We start from the raw sequence: 21840 nt of genomic DNA on the forward strand, positions 1-21840 counted from the left end.
CTTTTTGTTTCTAGTCAAACTACTTCAGATATTGCGAATGAAACTCTAGATGACTGTCGATATAACTGCTAATGAAAAAATAGCTATGGTCATAATCGGCTCTCATTCGGAGTTGCAAATCTGCGCCACTTATCTTTGCGGCCTCGATCAGTCGTTGGGGTTTTAACTGCTCATCTAAAAATTGGTCAGCTTCGCCTTGTTCTACCAGAATCGGCAGTGTCGATCCGTCTTTGAGTAACTCGCTGGCATCAAACTGTGCCCAAGTTGATTTATCGTTCCCCAAATAATGAGAAAAAGCTTTCTGCCCCCAAGGACAATCGATCGGATTGCAGATTGGGCTAAATGCTGAGACCGAGTGAAAGCGCTGTTGATTTTTTAACGCGATGGTTAGCGCGCCATGACCACCCATACTGTGTCCAGAGATCGACCGTTTATCGCTAACAGGAAAATGAGCTTCGATAAGACTAGGCAGTTCATTCACCACATAGTCATACATGTGATAATGCGTGTTCCACGGTGATTCAGTGGCATTGATGTAAAAGCCGGCTCCTAAGCCAAAGTCATAGGCACCATCGTTATCATCGGGTACGCCTTCACCGCGTGGGCTGGTATCGGGTGCGACAATTGCGATGCCTAATTCGGCGGCTTTTTTAAATGCACCTGCTTTTTGCATGAAGTTTTGATCATCACAGGTCAATCCTGACAACCAATACAAAACGGGTACCTTGTTTTCTTTGCTTGCGTTTGGCGGCAAGAAAATGGCAAACCGCATGGTACAGTTTGTCGCACTAGAGTCATGTTGATATTGTTTATGCCAACCGTTCGCCACTTTAGTTTGACTTATCTTTTCTAGGTTCATCGCTGCTCCGCTTTTGCCAAAAATAAAAACAGCCTTAATGAGGTTGTTAAGACTGTTTCGATGTCATTGTTAATCGCTTTCGTTATTTAATTTTCTTTCGTCAGAATTACTTATCGAAATGAACGACACTACGGATACTTTTTCCTTCGTGCATTAGGTCAAAGGCGTCATTGATACCTTCTAGCCCCATGGTGTGAGTAATAAAGTCATCCAAGGCAAACTCGCCATCCATATAACGGTTGACGATATCAGGCAACTCAGAACGACCTTTTACACCACCGAATGCAGTACCGCGCCATACACGACCTGTCACTAATTGGAACGGACGAGTTGAGATTTCTTGGCCTGCACCCGCAACACCAATAATAACTGACTCTCCCCATCCTTTGTGACAACACTCTAGTGCAGAACGCATAACGTCGACGTTACCGATACACTCGAATGAATACTCAACACCACCGTCGGTCATTTCGACGATCACATCTTGAATGGGCTTGTCATAATCGCGTGGGTTGATACAGTCTGTCGCGCCAAGCTTTTTCGCAAGCTCGTATTTGCTCTCATTGATATCAATTCCGATGATGCGGTTTGCTCCCGCCATTTTCGCCCCAATGATCGCTGATAGCCCGATACCGCCAAGACCAAAAATCGCAACATTGTCGCCTTTTTCAACTTTAGCAGTATTGAGAACCGCACCCATGCCCGTTGTAACGCCACAGCCGAGTAAGCACACTTCTTTGAGTGGGGCATCTTTATTGACTTTGGCTAACGAAATTTCGGGTAATACGGTAAATTCGGAAAACGTTGAGCAGCCCATATAGTGATAGATTGGCTGTCCATCTTTATAGAAACGAGTCGTGCCATCTGGCATAAGTCCTTTGCCTTGGGTTTCACGTACGGCACTACATAAGTTGGTTTTTCCCGATGTACAGAATTTACATTCGCCACATTCTGCCGTGTAAAGTGGGATAACATGGTCGCCAACTGAAACACTTGTGACACCTTCACCGATCTGTTCGACAATTCCGCCGCCTTCATGACCTAATATCGCTGGAAAAATACCTTCAGGATCTTCACCTGATAAAGTAAAAGCATCGGTATGGCACACGCCACTGGCAACAATGCGGACTAACACTTCGCCCTTGCGTGGTAACATCACATCAACTTCTTCAACAGACAATGGTTGATTCGGGCCCCAAGCAATTGCAGCTTTGGATTTGATGAATTGATCAGTCATTTAAACTCCTTATTAAGTGTTCTACGTTCTTATTGTTCTAAATAGTAAGATATTGATTGTATTGATAAGTCAGGCGTAAATTTTTTAACGCTACTGTATCGAATTGAATTCATGCTTGTGGTCAGTCTAACAGAGAAGAATCTTGTTCAATCATGATTTGTTTCATTTCTTCAAAGTGCTGTCGCGAAAAATCGTTAATACCTTCCCAATCTCTCGCCGTCTTTTCAGCAACTTCGTCGGATAAAATATTCAAAGGGCGGCCGGAAGACATCGCGGTAATAAGAATCTGACAGGCGCGTTCAAGTGTCCAAATATCGTCAAAGGTTTCACCAATATTATCTCCAGCAACTAACACACCATGGTTCCCCATTAATAATCGACGATTATTGGCGAGCAGTCCCGCAAGGCGCGCGCCTTCTTCAGCGGTATCAGCCATACCACCAAACATAGTATCAACCGAAACTCTATTAAAATAACGAGCAGTGTTTTGGTCAATAGGTGGAATACTTGGATTTTTTAATGTAGATACAGCAGTGGTATACACAGGATGAAGGTGCATTGCGACGCGAACATGCGGTAATCGTTTGTGCAGTTGACCATGGATCGACCAAGCGGTTCTATCAACACCAAATTGTTCGGCGCTCGATTCATCATCAGCGTTAACTAATAATAGGTCACTCGCGCGTACACGTGAAAAGTGCTTCCATTTTGGATTGATTAGAAATTGTTTGCCATCATCGGAAACCGCAGCACTGAAATGGTTAGCGACCGCTTCATGCATCCCTAAACTCGCAACAATGCGTAGTGATGCTGCGAGATCGATGCGTAATTCTTCTTCAATTGAAAGTGCCACAATAGACTCCAAAAGCTGTGCTCAGATTTCTCTGAGCACAGCTTCCATAATTATGATTTAGGGACGAGAGCTTCAATGTCTTCAGCGGTTGGCGCTTGGAAGCTGTACTTTTCCAGTAATGCGGTGTATTCAGGCGTTTTGCTGAACTTCTCCAATCCTTCAATAAGCGCATTTTTAACTTCGTCGTTTCCTTTCTTTACACCGTAACCATTAAGGACAGGGTAAATCAGAGTCTCAGATGAAATCACAACGCGGTTGCCAACTTTGTCAATAATGCCTTTAGCAACTGCGGCATCGGTGATCTGAGCTTCTACGGCTCGAGAAAGCACTGCTTGTGTTGTTTCAGGGTCAGTTGGATATTCGCTGATCATAATTGGTTCTAAATTGTTGGCTTCACAGTATTCTACTGAAAGCTTTTGCAATTGTTTCAACCAAGCGGTACCCGCCATTGACCCAATTTTGTGTCCACAGAAATCCTCAGGTACTTTAGGCTGATATTCGTTACCTTTGATAGCGATGATAGACTCTCCACTTTTTAAGTATGGAATCATATCAATCACCTTCATACGCTCTTCGGTAATGTACATCGAGGAGTTAGTAATATCGAAGCGACCACCTTGTAACCCAGGAATTAAATTTGCCCAACGTGTATCGATGTTTTGAGCTTCTAACCCCATCACTTTTGCAAGGCCGTCAAGAAATTCAATGTCGAATCCAGCTGGCTTATTGTTCTCCATGTACTCATACGGGAAGAATGTCATATCAGAACCGGCGATAATTTTACCGGATTCTTTAAACGCTAATGCGCTACCAGAACTTATTGCCAAGGTTGTGCCAATAAGGCCAATAGTCGCAGAACGAATAGCTTTCTGTAGAGTGCGATTAGTGATTGTCATAATTATTCCTTTAATTAATGTGAGTTAAAAAAGTTACGGACTAGTCCGCTTGTTGAACAAAAAATGAAGCGCCATCTGGCTTGGGGGGCAGCTTCATGGTGTTTTCTGTAGTACGAATCTCACCACTTTCACAGCCCCATACTATGGTGCCTGAATCACTGCTAGGAAGAGGGTTATACCCAAATGGCAACGCATCTTCCGCCGCATAAACATTGATGAAAATCGTGCGCGGTAAATCGGATTCATTAGGACTTGAAGCATGCAGTAACCTGGTGTGCATGAAACAAACTGTGCCGGGCGATCCATAACAAGATATCGGCGTTTTACAGCGTGTTTCTTGTACATCTTCGTTTACGGTGCCGGTGAACTTATCGCCGTCCCAGTGGGAGAATAAAGGACCTTTGTGGCTCCCTGGAACGACTTGTAATGGCCCATTAGCTTCATTGACTTCCCCTAGCATCAATAAACATGTTACTAAGTCGTCGTTACTATGGGGTGTGAATGGGAAATCTTGATGCCATTTCACAACCGTTGCAGTGCGGGGTAACTTAGAATTCACTTTGCTATGGTGTAATCGAGCCCCTTTACTTCCTACAAGTTGACCTGCTATCTGAGCAACTTTGGATTCAAGTGCAACGTGCTTGAATGCATCAGATATTTCAGTGGGTGACGTAATTCGTCGCAACGATGGGTGATCGGCAGTATGGTCGCTTTCGATATCAAACCGAGCACGGCCATCCAGCGTTTCTCCCCAAGGTTCCATGTGTTGACGGCTCTCTTCTACCCATGTATCGAAGTCGTTTTGAAGGGCCGCAATTTCTTTTTGGTCTAACACATTTTCAACGACGAGAAAGCCTTGTTCGTTGTATTGATCTATCTGCCATTGTTCAATCATAAGTCACTCCTTATTTAGGTAAAAGATACATCCTTGAGGAAAGCTTGGACGCGAGGGTTATTGCCTTCACGTAGCGTTTGAGGGGGCTCATCACAAACGATCCGACCTTGTTCCATGAAGACGACACGGTCTGAGACTTTGAAGGCAAAGTTCATTTCATGAGTCACAATCACCATAGTGATCCCTTCTTTTGCTAAGTCTTCGATGACTTGCAGTACTTCATTTACTTTTTCTGGATCTAATGCCGAGGTTGGCTCATCGAAAAGCATGATCTGTGGTCTCATCATCAGTGCTCTCGCAATAGCCACTCGCTGTTGTTGACCACCAGAAAGTTGATGTGGGTATTTCCACGCGTGATCCAACATCCCGACTTTATCTAATAGCTGGTAGGCTTGTGTTTCTAGCTCTTGCTTAGACGCGATTTTGTTATAGCTTGGGGCCAACATTAAGTTTTTTAGAACCGTTAAATGAGGGAATAGATTGAAGCTCTGAAACACCATACCTATTTTCTTTTGATGCTCTGGGTGCTCAATTAAGCGAGATTTTGCAGAGCCGTGGCGCGATAGCTTCAAAAAAGGTTGGCCGTAGATATCAATCTCACCATTATCTAGTTGCTCAAGCCCATTCAGTAATCGAATTAATGTTGTCTTACCTGAGCCCGATGGCCCAATAACCGAGACCACTTCACCTGGCTTAATGCTTAAATTAACTGAACCCAATACTTCGACATTGTTATAGGCTTTATGTAACTTAGTCGCGTTAAGCGCTGGTCCATTAAATTTTTCAACAGAGTCTGTTAACGGAGCTGGTGTGCTCTGGATTTGTTTAATGAATTCATCTGATGGTTTTTTTGTATCGGTCCCTTTGGTTACATCAAGGTATTGTTCTAAACGAGTGAGTAGAAAATCGAACACTGTCACGATAAACACGTAATACACTGCTACGGCAAACATGGTTTCTAGAACAAGAAAGTTTTGACTATAGAGACGTTGCCCCACCATTAGAATTTCGGTTAAAGAAATGACCGATACCAGTGATGTAAGCTTAACGATTGAAATATATTCATTGGCTAAAGCGGGTAGTGCAACACGCAATGCTTGAGGAATGACAATCAACCATTGAATACCGACAAAGCGAATACTCAATGCTTTGGCCGCTTCTCCTTGTCCCTTAGGAACCGCTAACAAGCCACCACGGTGAATTTCCGCGACGTACGCGCTCTCACATAAAACCATTGCAATCAAACCTGCGGTGAAAGGGTCAGCCAATATCACACTGGTTGCTGGGATTAATTGGGGTATGTTGTAAACAAAAATTAAGAGAACGAGCAGCGGTAAACTACGAAAGAACCAAATATAAATTTTTGACGGTGTTGATAGAATCGCAAATCGTGATTGCTTTCCTAATGCGAGAACAAAACCCAAGATAATACTGAGGATCCATGTGGCCAAGCTTAACTTTATAACAGTCCAACTTGCTAACCAGAAATCAGCCAAACTAAATAAACTGAACATATAGTTCCAATCAAACACCATAAATCTGCTACCTTTCCCTAGTATATTTAATAAAACTCAATATTGATTTTAATCATGAATACCTCAAATTTGTGTAATTACTATGTCGTTGAAATTGTATTGGTAGCAATTATTTTTTTTTGTCTCATGGTTTAAAAAAAACTATTCAATCGTTATTTTTTAGTAACGAAAAATATTCTTAGATGACCGAAATTTTATATTTTATTGCTTATTTATCTTGCCCTAAAATAGTTCATTTATGCACGAATTTAAGCGCAAGGTAAATAAAGTGATTGATAGTTAGATATTGGCTGGTAATTAGAACGTGCATCACGATTGGGCGTTGTTCTCTGTAAGAGGATAATTTTCTAAAATGGAACCTTGTCCCTAAGTCGCTAGAACAGCAGGGTTTAGCGCCATTTCTAGTGTTAGGTGTAGGAAGATTTGCTTGAAAAAAACTTATGCAGATACGTCGTTGGAGTCGAAATGAAGAGTTATTGTCGATACTCTGTGGTTAGGTATGGGGCTTTCTTATAATTTTATTGTCTATAAATAATTGGTGTAAGCGTTATTAATTGGATTAGAATTTTAATGTCTTAAAAGTACTGAACATTAGTAGCGTACTTAAATATATAGAATCTGCTAATAACGCCATCTTTGTTTCACTTTTATTCATATTATAAAAACATCGAAATCAGCCAAAAGGAACCTTGATGAAAACACAAATTAAACATCTCGTATTTGATATGGGTGGTGTACTGGTACAAATCGATTGGCACGGTCAAATGTCAAAATTACTGGGAGAAGATATTCCATTTGAAGAAATGCATCAGCGTTGGGCTAATTCACCTGCCGCAACGGCGTTTGAGGAAGGTGAAATTGAGTTTGATACGTTTAGAAAGCAGTTGATGGACGAAAATAACCTCGTGGTGACACCCGAGGAGTTTGAGCATTGTTACCGCAATATTGTCCAAGATGACTTCCCTGGCATTGTTGAGATGTTAGAAAAGCTTAAACCGAATTATACCTTGAGCTTACTTAGCAATACCAACGTCCTCCATTTGGATATGCTGGTTAAACGCAATAGCTTTTTACCTTTGTTGGATAACCCTTTCACTAGCATCGAATTTGGTGTTATGAAACCTCACGTCGAGATTTACCAAAAGCTGATTACTGCGTTGAACTGTCAACCGCAAGAGATTCTGTTTTTTGATGATGGCGACAAGAATGTTCTCGTAGCCCGCGAATTAGGCCTCAATGCCGAACGTGTCTTCGGGCCAGATGATATCAAAGCAACGTTTGCAAAGTATGGAATTCAATACGGAGAGTGACAGCGGTTTAATCGAGTGAATTCGATTGAGATGAAAACCCAGTTATCAAGTGTGACAACCTGATAACTGGAGATTGAGGTTACTTAGCTAATGCTTTAAATAGCTCAGTAAATTTGGTAAGACCTTCTTCTGCGATTTCATCTGTCATCGTTAATGCTGGCAAGAAACGAATCACATTGGCGTAGAATCCACAGGCTAACAGCACTAAACCATATTGTTGTGCGTTAGCAATAATCTCTTTGGTAAGCTCGGTATTCGGCTGATCGGCATCCCCATTAGAAACCAGTTCAAGGGCGATCATCGATCCTTGGTTGCGAACCTCAAGGATTTGATCTGGGAATTGGTCTTTTAGCGCATTGAGCTTTTTATTAAAGATCATTCCAATCTCGTTTGAACGTTGGACTAAATTCTCTTCTTCAATCACGTCCAATACGGCCAAAGCAGCCGCACAACCCACCGGAGAACCACCGTATGTACCGCCTAAACCCCCAGGTAACGGTGCGTCCATGATGTCACTTTTTCCAACCACGGCCGATAGTGGGTAGCCACCTGCGATACCTTTTGCCATTGAAACAAGGTCTGGTTCGACATTGGAATACTCTATCGCGAACATTTTGCCAGTACGACCAAATCCACTTTGGATTTCATCTGCAATCAATACAATCCCGTGTTCATCACATATCTTGCGTAGAGCAACTAAAAATTCTGTAGGCGCAGAATAGAAGCCACCTTCACCTTGAACCGGTTCGATAATGATTGCCGCAACATCAGATGGATCAATATCGACTTTAAATAGATTTTTTAGCGCAGTCAGTGCACTTTTTACTGAGACGTCATGGAGTTCAATCGGGTAGGGCACGTGATATACATCACCGGCGAAAGGTCCAAATAGATGTTTGTATGGAGTGATTTTACCGGTCATCGCCATGGTTAAATTGGTGCGGCCATGAAACGCGCCATTAAATGCAACAACCCCTCGACGACCTGTGTGAGCTCGAGCAATTTTTACACAGTTTTCAACAGCTTCAGCGCCACTGTTTAAGAAGACCGCTTTCTTCTCTGAATTTCCCGGTGCGATTTTGACCAACTTTTCCGCCAATTCAACCGCAACTTCATAAGGGTTGACCATCAGGCAAGTGTGGCTAAATTTTTCGACTTGATTCTTTACGGCATTGGTGACTTTTGGGTGGCTATGCCCGGTATTACATACTGCAATGCCAGTGGCGAAATCGATATAGCGGTTGCCATCGACATCCCAGATTTCAGCGTTCTCGGCTTTTTCAACAAAGACGGGATAGGCGTTACCCTGGCCGCGAGCGAAGACGGCATTTTTTCTTGTTTGTAATTCAGAATTGTTCATGATGTTGTTCTCATTAATCGTACTAACAGATAATTAAAAAGGCGATTAGCGACCTAGGCCACCCATACACAAGTATTTAATTTCCATGTAATCATCCAAACCATATTTAGACCCTTCACGCCCATTACCCGATTGTTTGACGCCACCAAAAGGAGCAGCGGCATTTGAAATGGCCCCTTCATTGATACCGACCATGCCGTATTCGAGCTGTTCGGCTACTCGCCAAATTCTGCCAATGTCTCGAGCATAAAAATAGGCGGCCAAGCCATATTCGGTATCATTGGCTAAAGTGATAACGTCACTTTCATCTTCAAATGCGATGATAGGGGAGACTGGCCCGAATATTTCGTTCTTAGCGACAGGCATCTCGTTAGTGACGTTCGTTAAGATGGTTGGCTGATAAAAAGCATCACCTGCAGCATCTTGCTTGCCACCAAGTATCAGCGTGGCACCTGCTGCGATGGAATCGTTCACTAGGGTATCGACATCAAGAACGGCAGCGCTACTGACCATTGGCCCCACTTGGGTATTTTCATCCAAGCCGTCGCCTAGTTTAAGTTCGGTAACAGCTGCCGTGAATTTTTCTGTAAATTCATTGAGTACGCCCTGTTGAACAAAAATTCGGTTGCTACAGATACATGTTTGTCCCGCGTTGCGATATTTTGATGTCATAGCGCCTTGAACCGCTGCGTCAATATCAGCGTCGTCAAAGACAATAAATGGTGCATTGCCACCGAGTTCCATGGAGACTTTTTTCACGGTTGTTGCGCACTGACTGATGAGTTGTTTGCCGACAGCGGTAGAACCGGTGAACGTAAATTTGGCAATATCTGGATGCTGAGTAAGGACTTTCCCCATTCCTCTCGCATCATCACCAACGACAACATTAAACACACCAGCTGGAATGCCAGCTCGCTCAGCTAACTCTGCCATGGCTAAAGCAGATAAAGGCGTTTGCGTCGCTGGGCGTACAACAAATGTACAACCGGCAGCAAGAGCTGCAGCGGCTTTGCGAGCAATCATGGCATTGGGGAAATTCCACGGTGTAATTGATGCGACAACACCGACAGGTTGTTTAATCACAATGATACGTTTATCACCAGATGGCGCAGGGATGGTATCTCCGTAAACACGCTTGCCTTCTTCAGCAAACCATTCAATATAAGCGGCCCCATATGCGATCTCGCCTTTTGCTTCTGCGAGTGGCTTGCCTTGCTCTAAGGTTAAGATTTTGCCCAGATCATCTTGGTGTTGCATCATCAAGTTGAACCAGTTTCTCAATACAATTGCGCGCTCATTGGCTGATTTCGCCGACCATGATGCTAAAGCTTCTTTGGCGGCTTTCACTGCGAGTTCGGTTTCAACAATGCCCGCGTTACTTACTGTCGCTACGATATCTCCATTTGCTGGGTTCGTAACATCCAGTTGCGAGGCACTGCTATGCCAACTTCCATTGATATAAGAAAAGCACTTCAGTAGTTGTGCGTCGTGTAAATCGGGTTGTTGTTTGCTGTCCATGTTTTGTCTGTGCCTCCAGTGCTGAGTATTTTTCTATTGAATAGTAAATACATTCGCGGTTAAATATTAAACTTTTAACGCTATGTTTGAAGTATATAAAACATTAAGGATTTTAATGCGCGCCGATTCGATCATCCCAAGACCTATCACCGAGTATGACTTACGCTTGCTACGCATATTTGTATCTGTGGTGGAGCACGGAGGGTTTGCGGCAGCGGAAGGAGCGCTCGGCATTACACGGTCGACGATCAGTGTTCATATGACCAATCTGGAAACGCGAATGAATCTCAAACTTTGTCTACGAGGCAGAGCTGGATTTTCATTGACCGAAGAAGGACAAATCGTCTATCGATCGATCATTGATTTATTTGAGTCGCTGAATGATTTTTCATTGATGGTGGGGACATTAAGTAAAGAACTCAGTGGCGAACTTGTTATCTTATGTGCGGACCAACTCGATGAGACCAAGCAGACGCGACTTGCGAGCGTTATTGAGATGGTGCATCAAGAATCGCCCGGGCTGCATATTGTTCTCGACGGCGACTCGATTTCGAACATCGAAAAACTGTTACTCAAAGATAAGGCCCATATCGGAATCTTTCCTGCATACCAACCGATCGAAGGGTTGAGTTATCGTCCACTTTCGAGCGAGCCGATATATCTGTGTTGTGGCGAGAAACACCCATTTTTTAATCTCATGGACAGTCAAATTACAGCGGATAAGCTTGCGTCCGCATCGACAATTCATCCTGGAATTGATATCCACCAAGAGGGGCGGGAGCAGTTAACGAAGCTAAATCTTAACGCTCGTTCTTATCAGTTTGATATGCGTAAAGCGATGATATTGTCGGGTAAATACTTAGGCTACATGCCGCAAAGCTACATTCAAAATGAGCTCAACTTGGGATTACTTAGAATCATTCAACCCAGCATATTGACCTATCAGTTTGATCTCTCTTTGGTGCAAAAGAAGATCCCCAGAGAGACACGTAAGGTTGAGCTATTACAGAATGCCTTTAGCTTGGTATTTGAGCGTAACGCCGATTAAAATACCGTCGGCCAATCTCTTTGGTCGGTTAACCCTATGGTGCTGGCGGCTAACGTTTGTACACACGCCATTGGCGGCGTCTCGATATGGGTGACAAGCTTGGTTGATACTGACGATAAATGAACAGGTAATTGTTCTATGATGAGATCGTTAGAATAGCGCGATAACTCCGCGGCTGTTCTTGGCATTAGCGTTGAACCCAATCCCACCGCGACACAACCAAGAATCCCTTCTAAGGTACCAATTTCCATTATTTCATCCACTGGACGCCCGAGTTCATTCATCCAGGAAATCGCATTTGCTCGATAGGTGCACCCATCTTTAAATTGAATCAATGTCGTTTCTGATGAGCAGCCATTTTTTGAGCGAACAAATGCCAGTTCATCCTTCATGACCTCTTGATAGCGCAACTCATCACTGTCGATTGGTCCAACCACAAACGCGCAATCAAGTTTAAAGTCGAGCACTTGCTGGAGCAAATCTTGGCTAGTACTACCTTGAACATTGAGCTCTACATCAGGATGTTGTTTTCGGACTTTTCTAAGAACATGGGGCAGGTGGACGGCGGCAAATGTTTCGATACTTCCGATACGTAACGTACCTTCGCTTTGACCAACCATACGAATTGCGTTTTGAGTTTGGGTTTCTAGCAGTAAAAGTTGCTTGGCATAGTTATGCAAGACTCGACCCGCTGGAGAAAGCTCAAGCCCTCGACCTCTGCGGTGAAAAAGTGGGGATCCTAATTCATCTTCTAGACGATGGATTCGAGTCGTGACGTTCGATTGAACCGTATTTAAACGTTTCGATGCAGCTAACACTCCCCCTTCTTCAATAACCGCAATGAACGTTTTCAGAGTTAGCAATTCCATAATTTCAGACAATTCGATTTTAGAGATAGGTTCATTCTATATTATGCGATATTTACCAATAATAAAATTAGTTAAAATAGGAACCATAAAATTAAACTCTCTATTGGCGAATAAATTAAATAATGAATCTGAATCAACAAAGAATACGAATATTGGTCGCGGGTATTTTAAGCCAAATTGTGCTGTTAGGTATCGCTCGTTTTTCGTATTCACCAATGTTACCCATTATGATTAACGAGGCGGGTTTAGAAGTCGCTGCTGGTGGATGGCTGGCAAGTTTTAATTACATTGGTTATTTATTCGGTGTCATTATTATCGCTTATATTGGTGATGCTCACATAAAAGAACTTATTTACCGTGTCAGTTTACTTATGGCGATTATGACAACATTCGGAATGGGAATAACCGAATCCAGTCTGTTGTGGGGCGTTTTTCGCTTTATCGCTGGGTTTGGAAGCGCAATTGGGTTTTTAGTGGGATCGGGATTGATCATGGATTGGTTAACCCGCAACGGATATAGAAGCGAGCTTGGTATACATTTCGCTGGGATAGGCATTGGTATTGTTTTTTGTTCGCTACTGGTCGAAGCATCACTTCCTCAACTCAATTGGAGTGAGCAATGGGAGCTACTGTGTTTCTTCGCTGTCTTGTTTTCTATTCCAGCTTGGTTATGGATGCCGAGTGCGGCCAATGAGACAGTCGTAAAAACGGCAAGCTTTTCCCCTGTATCGCTATTAAGACAACGCTTTATTAATTTAATAATGGCTGCCTATTTTTGTGCAGGCGTTGGTTTTGTAATAAGTGCGACTTTCATTGTTGCAATTGTTGACCAGATGCCTGGAACAGAGGGCAAAGGAAACTTAGCCTTTTTGCTGATAGGTATTTGCGCGATTCCAGCATGCATCATTTGGGATTTTATTGCTCGAAAAATAGGCATGTTGAACGTGCTGTTGATTGCATTTTTAGTACATGCTCTGGGTATTGCTGCACCGGTATTGTTAAATAATTTAGAAGGAGTGCTGTTAGGCTCTGTTCTCTATGGGTGTACCTTTATTAGTATTGTGAGCATGACATTGACGGTAGCAGGTCGATTGTCTCCAGGTAATACTTGTCAAATGATGGGTAGAATGACAATCAGTTATAGCATTGGTCAGATACTCTCCCCATTTGTAGTTAGTGTCATTATTGCGAGAAATGGAGACTATCAAACCGGGTTATATATGGCGGCTGTGGTCGTGCTATTCGGGGCCGCATGTATTCAACGTGCTCGAAGCAACACGTTAAACGGAATAAACTCAGGTGATAGACTAGAAGTGAATATATAGCAAGGTTTATACGTGCTAGTTAGGCGGTTTTAATGAAAAACTAATGTAGACATGAAATTAAATTTATTTTTTTAATATCATGTCTATTTTGCCAATAAGTGTGCCAATTACTAATTTTACACTTCTAAATATTATCTAATTATTAATGTTTTTTAATTTAAAACATTGAAATGTATATGTTAGTTATTTAATTAATTCTCTCAGATTTAATTCTCTCCAACTTCCTTTATTTAATTGCCTGCCCTATTTTTGTGCGTTTAAATGTTAATTAAATGCTAATTTGGTGCAAAATACTTGCTTTAATAAAATTAATTTAATGTTACAAAAAAACATAATTGAATCAACTTCCAGAAAGTTTTCTACTGTAAACAAATGATATGGATCAAGTTCATAACGATTTAAATATCAATAAAGTCAGAAACCAAAGGAAGGAATAACAATGACATTAATAAAAAACGTAACGAAAAAAGCCGCTAAGGTAAGTATCGCAGCCGCGACTGCAATGGCACTCTCTGCAGGTGCTGCAAATGCTGGAACAATTTCGTTAGGTCATACGACTTGGGTTGGGTATGGAACACTCTATTTAGCTAAGGAATTGGGTTACTTTGAAGAGAAAGGATTAAATCTCGAACTGACTACAATTGAAGAGTCTTCAATGTACATGGCCGCTGCTGCATCTGGTCAATTATCGGGCTCAGCATCAACCATCGATGAAATTTTAAAATATCGCCCTAAATTTTGCTTCAAAGCTGTTGCGGTACTTGATGACAGTTTTGGTGGTGATGGAATCGTTGTTCAAGACGGTATTGACTCAATGCAGGACTTGAAAGGTAAAACTGTCGCGGTAAATGAAGGGTCAGTATCTCAGTTCTGGTTGTCGAACCTACTGAAAGATGAAGGCATGTCTATGTCTGATATCACGGTTCAAAACATGACAGCAGATGATGCCGCAAGCGCATTTATCGCGGGTCGAGTTCCAGCAGCTGTTACATGGGAACCAAACCTTACTCACGTTCGCAATAACAATGCAGGCAAAGTTCTCATTGATAGTAGTAGCACTCCAGGCGTAATCGTTGATGTTGTTGCACTTAATTGTGATGTGATCGAAAAACAACCTGAAGATGTCCAAGCACTTGTTGATGGTTTATATCGTGCGGTTGAATACACCAAAACTAACCCAGAAGATGCTTACGCAATCATGGCAAAAGGCATTGGTGGATACTTATCTGATCCTAAAGAATTGGCTGCCGCTGCAGCGACTGTCCGTTTTTATGACAAAGAGATGAACATCAAATTGTTGGGCAAAGATGGCGCCGAAGGTGACTTATCTCCAATCATCAAGCTTGCAAACGAAACGTGGAGCGAGTTGTTGGGTATTGAGTACAGCGTCACATTCAAAGAGTTAGTTGATAGCTCATTCGCAGCCAAATAAAAAGGAATTCATCAATGGCCTCTATAAGTTTTAAGCAGCTCACTTCACCTAAGGAACCGTTACCTAGGAAGATAGTGTTAGGTGCTGGTGCAATCAGCTGGATCGTAATGTTGTCCAGTTGGTTCATCCTTTCGATGAGCGATATAGTGCCAAGTATGTTCCTACCTTCTCCATTAGACGTACTCCAAACTGGAATACGTCTTGTGGAGGACGGCAGTCTAATCGGACATATTTGGGCAAGTGTGCAAGTGGTATTAATTGGTTTTTGGGTTTCTGCGATCATTGCTATTCCATTGGGAATGTTGATGGGAAGCTTTAAAATCGTTCAGTCACTGCTAGAACCACTCGTTAACTTTATTCGCTATTTGCCAGTAACGTCATTTGTTCCGCTATTTATATTGTGGATCGGTATTGGTATTGAGCAGCGTGTGACGGTTATTTTCTTTGGCGTCTTTTTCCAGCAGCTTGTGATGATATCCGATGTGTCTCGAAATGTTTCAAAAGACCTTTTACACGCGGCATATACGCTAGGAACCAGCCGATTTAAAGTGGTTTCTCAGGTTATCGCACCAGCGTCACTGCCGGGTATTTTAGATACGTTACGCGTCACGATTGGTTGGGCTTGGACCTACCTTGTTGTCGCTGAGCTTGTCGCCGCGACCAGCGGATTAGGATACATCAGTCTTAAAGCCATGCGTGGTTTCCAAGTTGATGTGATTTTCCTAGCGATTGTTGTGATCGGGTTGTTAGGCCTAGGTACGGATCAGTTTTTCAAAATTCTAAGAGAGAGAATAAGCTCATGGGCCAACTAAGCGAACCAATGTCGACAACGCCTTTAACGCAACCTTCTGAGAATTCCGTTGTTGATATTCAAGAAGTAGTGGATAAGAAAACAGTTCAACTGCACATTGATAACATCACGTTAAAATTTCCCACGCCAAATGGTGGAAGCTTTACGGCTCTGAAAGACGTATCAATGGAAGTGAAAAAGAATGAATTTGCAGTAATCGTTGGGCCTTCTGGCTGTGGTAAATCGAGCCTGCTTTATCTTACAGCCGGGTTAAATGATCCGACTGAAGGTAAGATCAGAGTGGCAGATAAGATTGTCGACGGACCAGGAGCCGATCGAGGCATGGTCTTCCAAGGCTACACCTTGTTTCCTTGGTTAACCGTCGCTGAAAATATCGAATTTGGTCTTAAGCAAAAGAAGATGCCTGCAGCGCAACGTAAAGTAATCGTTGAGAAATATTTAACGGAAGTAGGTTTAGATAGCTTTGCTGACAACTATCCGAATCAACTTTCTGGAGGCATGAAACAGCGAGTCGCCATTGCACGCTCGTTGGCCAATGACCCAGAAATACTGCTAATGGATGAACCATTTGGCGCGTTGGACAGCCAAACTCGCATGCAAATGCAACAACTGCTGCTGCAAGTTTGGGAACACAGTAAGAAAACCGTTGTATTTGTGACTCATGATATCGATGAAGCAATTATGTTGGGTGATCGAGTGTTTGTTATGGATGGGAAGCCAGGACGCATACAGAAGATTCTAGATGTCAATATTCCACATCCTAGAACTCTCGATATGGTCATGGATCCTGAATTCATTTCGTTGAAAAGAGAGATTTTATCGCTTCTTCACGATGATATGACTGAAATAGCAGATAAAGCAGAGTCTTAGTAGTAGGGAAGTTCTATGGAAAAGAACACATTTGATTACATTGTCGTCGGAGCTGGTTCCGCAGGAAGCGTGATTGCAAGTCGATTGTCTGAAGACCCGAATGTTACGGTTTGCTTGATTGAAGCGGGTGACCGCGATAATTCTCCGAGAATTCAGATTCCAGCAGGTACCATTACGCTCTATAAAAGCAAAAAGTACAGTTGGAACTATTATTCCGCACCACAGAAAAATATGAACGACCGAGTGTTGCATTGTCCAAGAGGAAGAGCGCTAGGTGGTTCGTCTTCTATGAACAGTATGATTTATATTCGTGGTGACGAAACGGATTACAATCAATGGAAAGACTCAGGAGCGCAAGGTTGGGGGTGGGATGACGTACTTCCATTCTTTAAGAAATCAGAAAAAAACATGCTGGGTCAGTCATCAAATCTTCATGGTTTTGAAGGTGAGTTACTCGTCGATAAACCGAAAGATCCAAATCCATTCTCACACCAATTTGTGCGTGCGGCGAAAAAGTCTCTTGGCCTTGAGCACAACTCGGATTTTAATGGGGAAGCACAGCTTGGCGCTGGGATCTATAACGTGACTCAAGTTAAAGGTAAGCGTCAGTCGAGCTACAAAGCGTTTGTTAGCCCAGTTCTTGAAGCACGACCAAACTTACATGTGATGGTTAATGTTGATGTTGAAAAAGTTCTGATTGACGAAAATCAAGCTAAGGGTATCGTCATTACTCAAGGAGAAGCAAAGTCGACACTATTTTGTTCTCAAGAAGTGATATTAAGTGCGGGTGCTCTAGGTAGCCCATTTATTCTGATGAAATCGGGGATTGGTCCACGAGAAGAATTAGAAAAAGCGGGGATTCATGTAAAGCACGAGTTGCCTGGTGTCGGTCAGAACTTGCAAGATCATCTTGATGGTTTGGTGACGGTTCGATCGAATTCAAGCAAAACACTTGGTTTCTCATTAGGTGCTTTGCCGCAGATCTTAACTTCTCCTTTTCGTTATGTCTTTAATCGAAAAGGGTGGATGACGACAAACTACGTTGAAGCTGGCGGATTTGCATCTACGGTAAGTGAAGATCGTCCAGATGTTCAGTTCCATTTCGTGCCGGGCTACCGTAGTCACAGAGGTCGCTTATTTGAATGGGGACATGGATATGCGGTGCATACTTGTGTGTTGAGACCTAAAAGTATTGGCTTTGTATCTATTACGCCTGAACAAGATCTGTTGTTAGATTATAATTTCCTATCAAATGAAGACGATGCAAAAGTGCTTATTGAAGGCATTCGTTGTGCTCGTAAGATACTCGCTGATTCAGAATTTGATGGCGCTCGTGGGACAGAAATGCTTCCTGGTAAAGATTGCACGACTGATGAGCAGTTACTTGAGTATGTTAAAGAGTACGGCGCTACGGTCTTCCACCCAGTGGGAACGTGTAAGATGGGAACGGATGCTCAATCTGTCGTTTGTCCTGAATTAAAAGTTCATGGTATAGCGGGATTACGAGTGGCTGATGCTGCGATAATGCCAACACTGGTAAGCGGTAACACCAATGCTGTTTGTATTATGATCGGCGAACGAGCTGCAGATTTTATAAAAACGCCTTCACAGACCGTGGCAGCGTAAACTCTGTAGCCACTGAGAGCGTCAGTAACTTGAATCATTAGTAACTTTAATTATCAGTATAAGCGTTAACCAAAAAACAAATAGGTAAACAGGTAAACAAATGGCTAGTCAGTTGACATTGAAAACACTGGAAACTCTGATAGGGTTTGATACGACAAGTAAATTATCTAATTTAGCGTTAATGGAGTTTGTTCAAGCGTTTCTTCTAGAGTATGGCGTAGAGTCAGATCTTGATTACAATGATGAACGAACCAAGGCTAATTTACATGCCGTTATCGGCCCAATAGATAAACCAGGTGTTATGCTGTCTGGTCATACTGATACGGTTCCAGTTACTGGGCAACAATGGGATACAGATCCTTATACGCTAACCTTCAAAGATGACAAAGCGTACGGCAGGGGAACGACAGATATGAAGTCATTCGTCGCTGTCGTTTTGTCGAGCGTTCCCTCTATGGTTAACGCTTCATTAAAAAAACCAATCCACTTAGCCTTTTCTTATGACGAAGAAATCGGTTGTTTAGGGGTGCGTAGCCTTATTGAGCAATTTCGCCATATGGACGTTAAACCTGCAGCGTGTATTGTTGGTGAACCGACCGATATGAAACTGGTCACGTCTCATAAAGGTAAGTTAGCTGCACGAGTGATTGTCACGGGCAAAGAGTGTCATTCTGGTATGGCACCTTATGGGGTTAATGCAGTTAACATTGCTGCTCGAATGATTAACTGGTTAGAAGATGCCGCGAACGACAAGAAACACAATGGTCCATTCAACGACGATTACGAAATTCCCTATAGCACTATTCATACTGGCACCGTGCATGGCGGTACCGCGCTTAATATTGTACCGAAACATTGTCAATTTGACTTTGAAATACGAAATATTGCCGCTGATGATCCGAAAGTGTTTTTTCAGGCCTTTACCCAATACGTCCAAGAGTTAATTGAAGATATTCAAGGTGTCTCTCCCGAAGCCAATATTGAAATAGAGATGCTCACAGAATACCCCGGATTGGCGAAAACCGAAGACCAAGACATCTTGAGTTACTTAAAAAGCTTGGTCGATGACGCTGAAGAGGGACAGATAAATTTTGGAACCGAAGGGGGCTTGTTTAGTGAAAGGCTTGGCGTGCCAACGGTTGTATGTGGACCTGGAAATATGGAACAGGGACATAAACCAAATGAATATATCCATCTTGAACAGATAACGAAATCGGAGATATTTTTAGAACGGCTTATTCTTTCTCTGAGTGAATAAAATTTTATCTAAAGCCATATAGAGTTCTCAAAAACAGTACAATAACATCACATAAGTGGGTTTTTACTGAAATTAAATCTATATTTAATAGCTATTTAATTTTATATATTTTAATTATTTATACATATTTTTTCAAAAGCGATGTTTTGTTCTTTGTTTTAATAGCATTCTAATGGTGATTGGGAATTTTTAAAATGACTGATAATAATGATTAGAATGTTATTATTCATAGTGTGAATAATAACTAATGTTTATTTTTAATAAGAGTTGATTATTTATTGGGCGATTTTTTTGACACTTTATGAGTCTAATGCTCTCTCTTCGAGATTTTCTAAAATTCTCGGAGCTCTCTGCTGTGTATGTATCTGACGTTACACTTGTGAAAATGCGAACTAACCTTTGCGAGCAAATGCATGGCGAATATCGTTAACGGCATATATCGCGCGCAGAATAGGAAGTGCTCTGAATTTTCTAGGGCTTATAACTTAATAGGCTAGGTTATTTCTCGGTATGTTTATAATAATTATTGTGTATTCTATCTATAATATAGATGTTACATAAAATTTATTTTTTTAAAATGAAAAATCTAAAAATTTATTTTTATAGAATAATTTCTCGCTATTGAAATGAACATGCTTGATGCGAGTTATCATTTTAACCTACTAACTTAAATATATTTATTATTCCTATAAATCAACATTTTTGATGATTATATTGGGATTGAAAACACATGAATTTATTGAATTTATCCTGTTGGATAATATTTTTCGATGTAGAGAATTAGTTAATCATATTTTATTGATTAAATATCTTCTTTTACTCTCAGTACTAACAAAAATGGAAGTTAAAAAAGGTGACAAAAATGGACTTACACAATCTAGAAGTTGATACCGTTGTTATTGGTGCCGGACAAGCTGGCATTGCAACAAGTGAACATCTAACAGCTCTTGATATCAATCACGTTGTTATTGAAAAAAATCGTATAGCAGAAAGATGGCGATCGCAACGATGGGATTCATTGGTAGCAAACGGTCCAGCATGGCATGACCGTTTCCCAAACTTGAATTTTGATGATATCGACCAAGATGCGTTTCCATCTAAAGAACGTGTTGCATCTTACTTCGTCGAGTATGTTGAAAAATTCCAATTACCTGTTTATACCGGCGTTGAAGTTAACCGAGTGTCTCCGCTTGAAGAAGAGCTAGGTTATACCGTTGAAACGAGCAAAGGTGTGATTAAAGCCAAACATATTGTTTGCGCGACTGGACCGTTTCAATATCCATCGATTCCGCCAATCATGCCGGAGTCTGAGTCAGTATCTCAGATTCATTCGTCTCAATATTTTAACCCAGGCCAGCTAAATGACGGCGGTGTGCTTGTTGTCGGTGCGGGTTCATCAGGTGTTCAAATAGCAGATGAACTTAACCGAGCAGGGAAAGATGTTTATCTGTCTGTAGGACCACATGATCGCCCACCACGCGCCTACCGTGGCAGAGATTTCGTTTGGTGGCTTGGTGTACTCGGCTTATGGGATGCACCTGCTGTTGAACCTGGTACAGAGCACGTTACTATCGCAGTAAGTGGTGCACATGAAGGAATCACGATAGATTTTCGTCAGCTCGCTCATGATGGAATTACGTTGTTAGGCCGCACAGAGTCTTATGAAAACGGTAAGATTTATGTTGGCGAAGATCTAGTGACCAACGTTAACAACGGTGATAAAAATTATCTCTCTTTACTTGATGCTGCTGATGCGTATATTAAAAAGCACGGTTTGGATCTTCCAGAAGAGCCGGAAGCAAGGCGTGAGGTAGCAACACCTGAATGTATGCTAAACCCGCTTCTTGAAGTCGACCTTGCAGCGAAAGGTATTACTACGATTATTTGGGCAACTGGCTTTAAATCTGATTATAGCTGGCTCGATGTAGACGTGATTTCTGAAAATGGAGCGCCGATACATCAACGTGGTGTTACCGCAGCACCTGGTATGTATTTTGTCGGTTTACCTTGGTTATCTCGTCGTGGTTCGACGTTTATCTGGGGTTGTTGGCATGATGCGAAATATGTTGCTGATCATATCGGGACGCAAAATAAATATCATCGATATGAAAAGAAGTAATGGTTGCTAAGACCTAGCA

Annotated in this window: 18 protein-coding genes and 1 pseudogene; 9 read left to right on the forward strand and 10 right to left on the reverse strand. The window is 42.1% G+C overall.

Annotated features, from left to right (window positions below; all coding sequences use genetic code 11):
* Nucleotides 1–19 precede the first annotated feature (19 nt).
* From fghA to ACWU4D_RS11150, 7 genes and pseudogenes are all read right to left on the reverse strand, one after another.
* Nucleotides 20–859: an S-formylglutathione hydrolase gene (gene fghA / locus ACWU4D_RS11120; protein ID WP_456051495.1), complete on the reverse strand. Its 840-nt coding sequence runs from the start codon at nt 857–859 to the stop codon at nt 20–22.
* 106 nt (nt 860–965) lie between these two features.
* Nucleotides 966–2096, reverse strand: a complete 1131-nt coding sequence (locus ACWU4D_RS11125) for an S-(hydroxymethyl)glutathione dehydrogenase/class III alcohol dehydrogenase (RefSeq protein ID WP_456051496.1) — start codon at nt 2094–2096, stop codon at nt 966–968.
* A 121-nt stretch (nt 2097–2217) separates the two neighbouring features.
* Entirely contained in the window at nt 2218–2949 is a 732-nt protein-coding gene (locus ACWU4D_RS11130; protein WP_456051497.1) for a class II aldolase and adducin N-terminal domain-containing protein, read from the reverse strand.
* A gap of 50 nt (nt 2950–2999) precedes the next feature.
* Nucleotides 3000–3845 carry an ABC transporter substrate-binding protein gene (locus tag ACWU4D_RS11135; RefSeq protein ID WP_456051498.1) on the reverse strand — a complete coding sequence of 282 codons (846 nt, stop codon included), beginning with the start codon at nt 3843–3845 and terminating at the stop codon, nt 3000–3002.
* A gap of 40 nt (nt 3846–3885) precedes the next feature.
* Nucleotides 3886–4740 carry a phytanoyl-CoA dioxygenase family protein gene (locus tag ACWU4D_RS11140; protein ID WP_456051499.1) on the reverse strand — a complete coding sequence of 285 codons (855 nt, stop codon included), beginning with the start codon at nt 4738–4740 and terminating at the stop codon, nt 3886–3888.
* A gap of 14 nt (nt 4741–4754) precedes the next feature.
* Nucleotides 4755–5459 (reverse strand): amino acid ABC transporter ATP-binding protein, encoded by a 705-nt coding sequence (locus tag ACWU4D_RS11145; protein WP_456051539.1) that lies wholly within the window; start codon nt 5457–5459, stop codon nt 4755–4757.
* 174 nt (nt 5460–5633) lie between these two features.
* Nucleotides 5634–6275 (reverse strand): annotated as a pseudogene (locus ACWU4D_RS11150) (amino acid ABC transporter permease); the annotation flags it as partial.
* Nucleotides 6276–6967: 692 nt separating this feature from the next.
* On the opposite strand from ACWU4D_RS11150, the gene ACWU4D_RS11155 reads away from it, so the two are divergent.
* On the forward strand, nt 6968–7585 hold the full coding sequence (locus ACWU4D_RS11155; RefSeq protein WP_456051500.1) for an HAD family hydrolase: 618 nt from the start codon (nt 6968–6970) through the stop codon (nt 7583–7585).
* Nucleotides 7586–7664: 79 nt separating this feature from the next.
* Here ACWU4D_RS11155 and gabT read toward each other — a convergent pair whose 3' ends face one another.
* Both gabT and ACWU4D_RS11165 read right to left on the reverse strand, forming a co-directional pair.
* Entirely contained in the window at nt 7665–8945 is a 1281-nt protein-coding gene (gabT, locus tag ACWU4D_RS11160; RefSeq protein WP_456051501.1) for a 4-aminobutyrate--2-oxoglutarate transaminase, read from the reverse strand.
* Nucleotides 8946–8990: 45 nt separating this feature from the next.
* The gene (locus tag ACWU4D_RS11165; RefSeq protein WP_456051502.1) at nt 8991–10463 is read right to left on the reverse strand and encodes an NAD-dependent succinate-semialdehyde dehydrogenase; all 1473 of its coding nucleotides are present in this window, start codon (nt 10461–10463) and stop codon (nt 8991–8993) included.
* Nucleotides 10464–10578: 115 nt separating this feature from the next.
* On the opposite strand from ACWU4D_RS11165, the gene ACWU4D_RS11170 reads away from it, so the two are divergent.
* Nucleotides 10579–11511, forward strand: a complete 933-nt coding sequence (locus tag ACWU4D_RS11170) for a LysR family transcriptional regulator (RefSeq protein ID WP_456051503.1) — start codon at nt 10579–10581, stop codon at nt 11509–11511.
* Here ACWU4D_RS11170 and ACWU4D_RS11175 read toward each other — a convergent pair.
* Nucleotides 11508–12380 carry a LysR family transcriptional regulator gene (locus tag ACWU4D_RS11175; RefSeq protein ID WP_456051504.1) on the reverse strand — a complete coding sequence of 291 codons (873 nt, stop codon included), beginning with the start codon at nt 12378–12380 and terminating at the stop codon, nt 11508–11510. The genes ACWU4D_RS11170 and ACWU4D_RS11175 overlap by 4 nt on opposite strands.
* Nucleotides 12381–12502: 122 nt before the next feature.
* Here ACWU4D_RS11175 and ACWU4D_RS11180 point away from each other — a divergent pair, with 122 nt between their 5' ends.
* From ACWU4D_RS11180 to ACWU4D_RS11210, 7 genes are all read left to right on the forward strand, one after another.
* Nucleotides 12503–13705: a YbfB/YjiJ family MFS transporter gene (locus ACWU4D_RS11180; protein ID WP_456051505.1), complete on the forward strand. Its 1203-nt coding sequence runs from the start codon at nt 12503–12505 to the stop codon at nt 13703–13705.
* A 439-nt stretch (nt 13706–14144) separates the two neighbouring features.
* Nucleotides 14145–15137 (forward strand): ABC transporter substrate-binding protein, encoded by a 993-nt coding sequence (locus ACWU4D_RS11185; RefSeq protein ID WP_456051506.1) that lies wholly within the window; start codon nt 14145–14147, stop codon nt 15135–15137.
* Nucleotides 15138–15151: 14 nt separating this feature from the next.
* On the forward strand, nt 15152–15949 hold the full coding sequence (locus ACWU4D_RS11190) for an ABC transporter permease (RefSeq protein ID WP_456051507.1): 798 nt from the start codon (nt 15152–15154) through the stop codon (nt 15947–15949).
* Nucleotides 15937–16818: an ABC transporter ATP-binding protein gene (locus ACWU4D_RS11195; RefSeq protein ID WP_456051508.1), complete on the forward strand. Its 882-nt coding sequence runs from the start codon at nt 15937–15939 to the stop codon at nt 16816–16818. Before ACWU4D_RS11190 ends, ACWU4D_RS11195 begins: the two co-directional genes overlap by 13 nt.
* 15 nt (nt 16819–16833) lie before the next feature.
* Complete coding sequence (locus ACWU4D_RS11200; protein WP_456051509.1) at nt 16834–18444, forward strand: GMC family oxidoreductase; 1611 nt, start codon at nt 16834–16836, stop codon at nt 18442–18444.
* 100 nt (nt 18445–18544) lie between these two features.
* On the forward strand, nt 18545–19702 hold the full coding sequence (gene argE / locus ACWU4D_RS11205; protein WP_456051510.1) for an acetylornithine deacetylase: 1158 nt from the start codon (nt 18545–18547) through the stop codon (nt 19700–19702).
* 862 nt (nt 19703–20564) lie between these two features.
* On the forward strand, nt 20565–21821 hold the full coding sequence (locus tag ACWU4D_RS11210) for a flavin-containing monooxygenase (RefSeq protein ID WP_456051511.1): 1257 nt from the start codon (nt 20565–20567) through the stop codon (nt 21819–21821).
* The last annotated feature ends 19 nt before the right edge of the window (nt 21822–21840 follow it).

The organism is Vibrio phycocola (genome assembly GCF_053850235.1).

Excerpts from the sequence above, each read along its gene's own strand:
- ACWU4D_RS11185 (WP_456051506.1), top strand. The coding sequence starts at position 14,145 with ATGACATTAATAAAAAACGTAACGAAAAAAGCCGCTAAGGTAAGTATC.
- ACWU4D_RS11140 (WP_456051499.1), bottom strand. The coding sequence starts at position 4,740 with ATGATTGAACAATGGCAGATAGATCAATACAACGAACAAGGCTTTCTC.
- ACWU4D_RS11190 (WP_456051507.1), top strand. The coding sequence starts at position 15,152 with ATGGCCTCTATAAGTTTTAAGCAGCTCACTTCACCTAAGGAACCGTTA.
- ACWU4D_RS11135 (WP_456051498.1), bottom strand. The coding sequence starts at position 3,845 with ATGACAATCACTAATCGCACTCTACAGAAAGCTATTCGTTCTGCGACT.
- ACWU4D_RS11125 (WP_456051496.1), bottom strand. The coding sequence starts at position 2,096 with ATGACTGATCAATTCATCAAATCCAAAGCTGCAATTGCTTGGGGCCCG.
- ACWU4D_RS11195 (WP_456051508.1), top strand. The coding sequence starts at position 15,937 with ATGGGCCAACTAAGCGAACCAATGTCGACAACGCCTTTAACGCAACCT.
- ACWU4D_RS11170 (WP_456051503.1), top strand. The coding sequence starts at position 10,579 with ATGCGCGCCGATTCGATCATCCCAAGACCTATCACCGAGTATGACTTA.
- ACWU4D_RS11155 (WP_456051500.1), top strand. The coding sequence starts at position 6,968 with ATGAAAACACAAATTAAACATCTCGTATTTGATATGGGTGGTGTACTG.
- ACWU4D_RS11175 (WP_456051504.1), bottom strand. The coding sequence starts at position 12,380 with ATGGAATTGCTAACTCTGAAAACGTTCATTGCGGTTATTGAAGAAGGG.
- ACWU4D_RS11210 (WP_456051511.1), top strand. The coding sequence starts at position 20,565 with ATGGACTTACACAATCTAGAAGTTGATACCGTTGTTATTGGTGCCGGA.
- ACWU4D_RS11200 (WP_456051509.1), top strand. The coding sequence starts at position 16,834 with ATGGAAAAGAACACATTTGATTACATTGTCGTCGGAGCTGGTTCCGCA.
- ACWU4D_RS11180 (WP_456051505.1), top strand. The coding sequence starts at position 12,503 with ATGAATCTGAATCAACAAAGAATACGAATATTGGTCGCGGGTATTTTA.
- argE (WP_456051510.1), top strand. The coding sequence starts at position 18,545 with ATGGCTAGTCAGTTGACATTGAAAACACTGGAAACTCTGATAGGGTTT.
- fghA (WP_456051495.1), bottom strand. The coding sequence starts at position 859 with ATGAACCTAGAAAAGATAAGTCAAACTAAAGTGGCGAACGGTTGGCAT.
- ACWU4D_RS11165 (WP_456051502.1), bottom strand. The coding sequence starts at position 10,463 with ATGGACAGCAAACAACAACCCGATTTACACGACGCACAACTACTGAAG.
- gabT (WP_456051501.1), bottom strand. The coding sequence starts at position 8,945 with ATGAACAATTCTGAATTACAAACAAGAAAAAATGCCGTCTTCGCTCGC.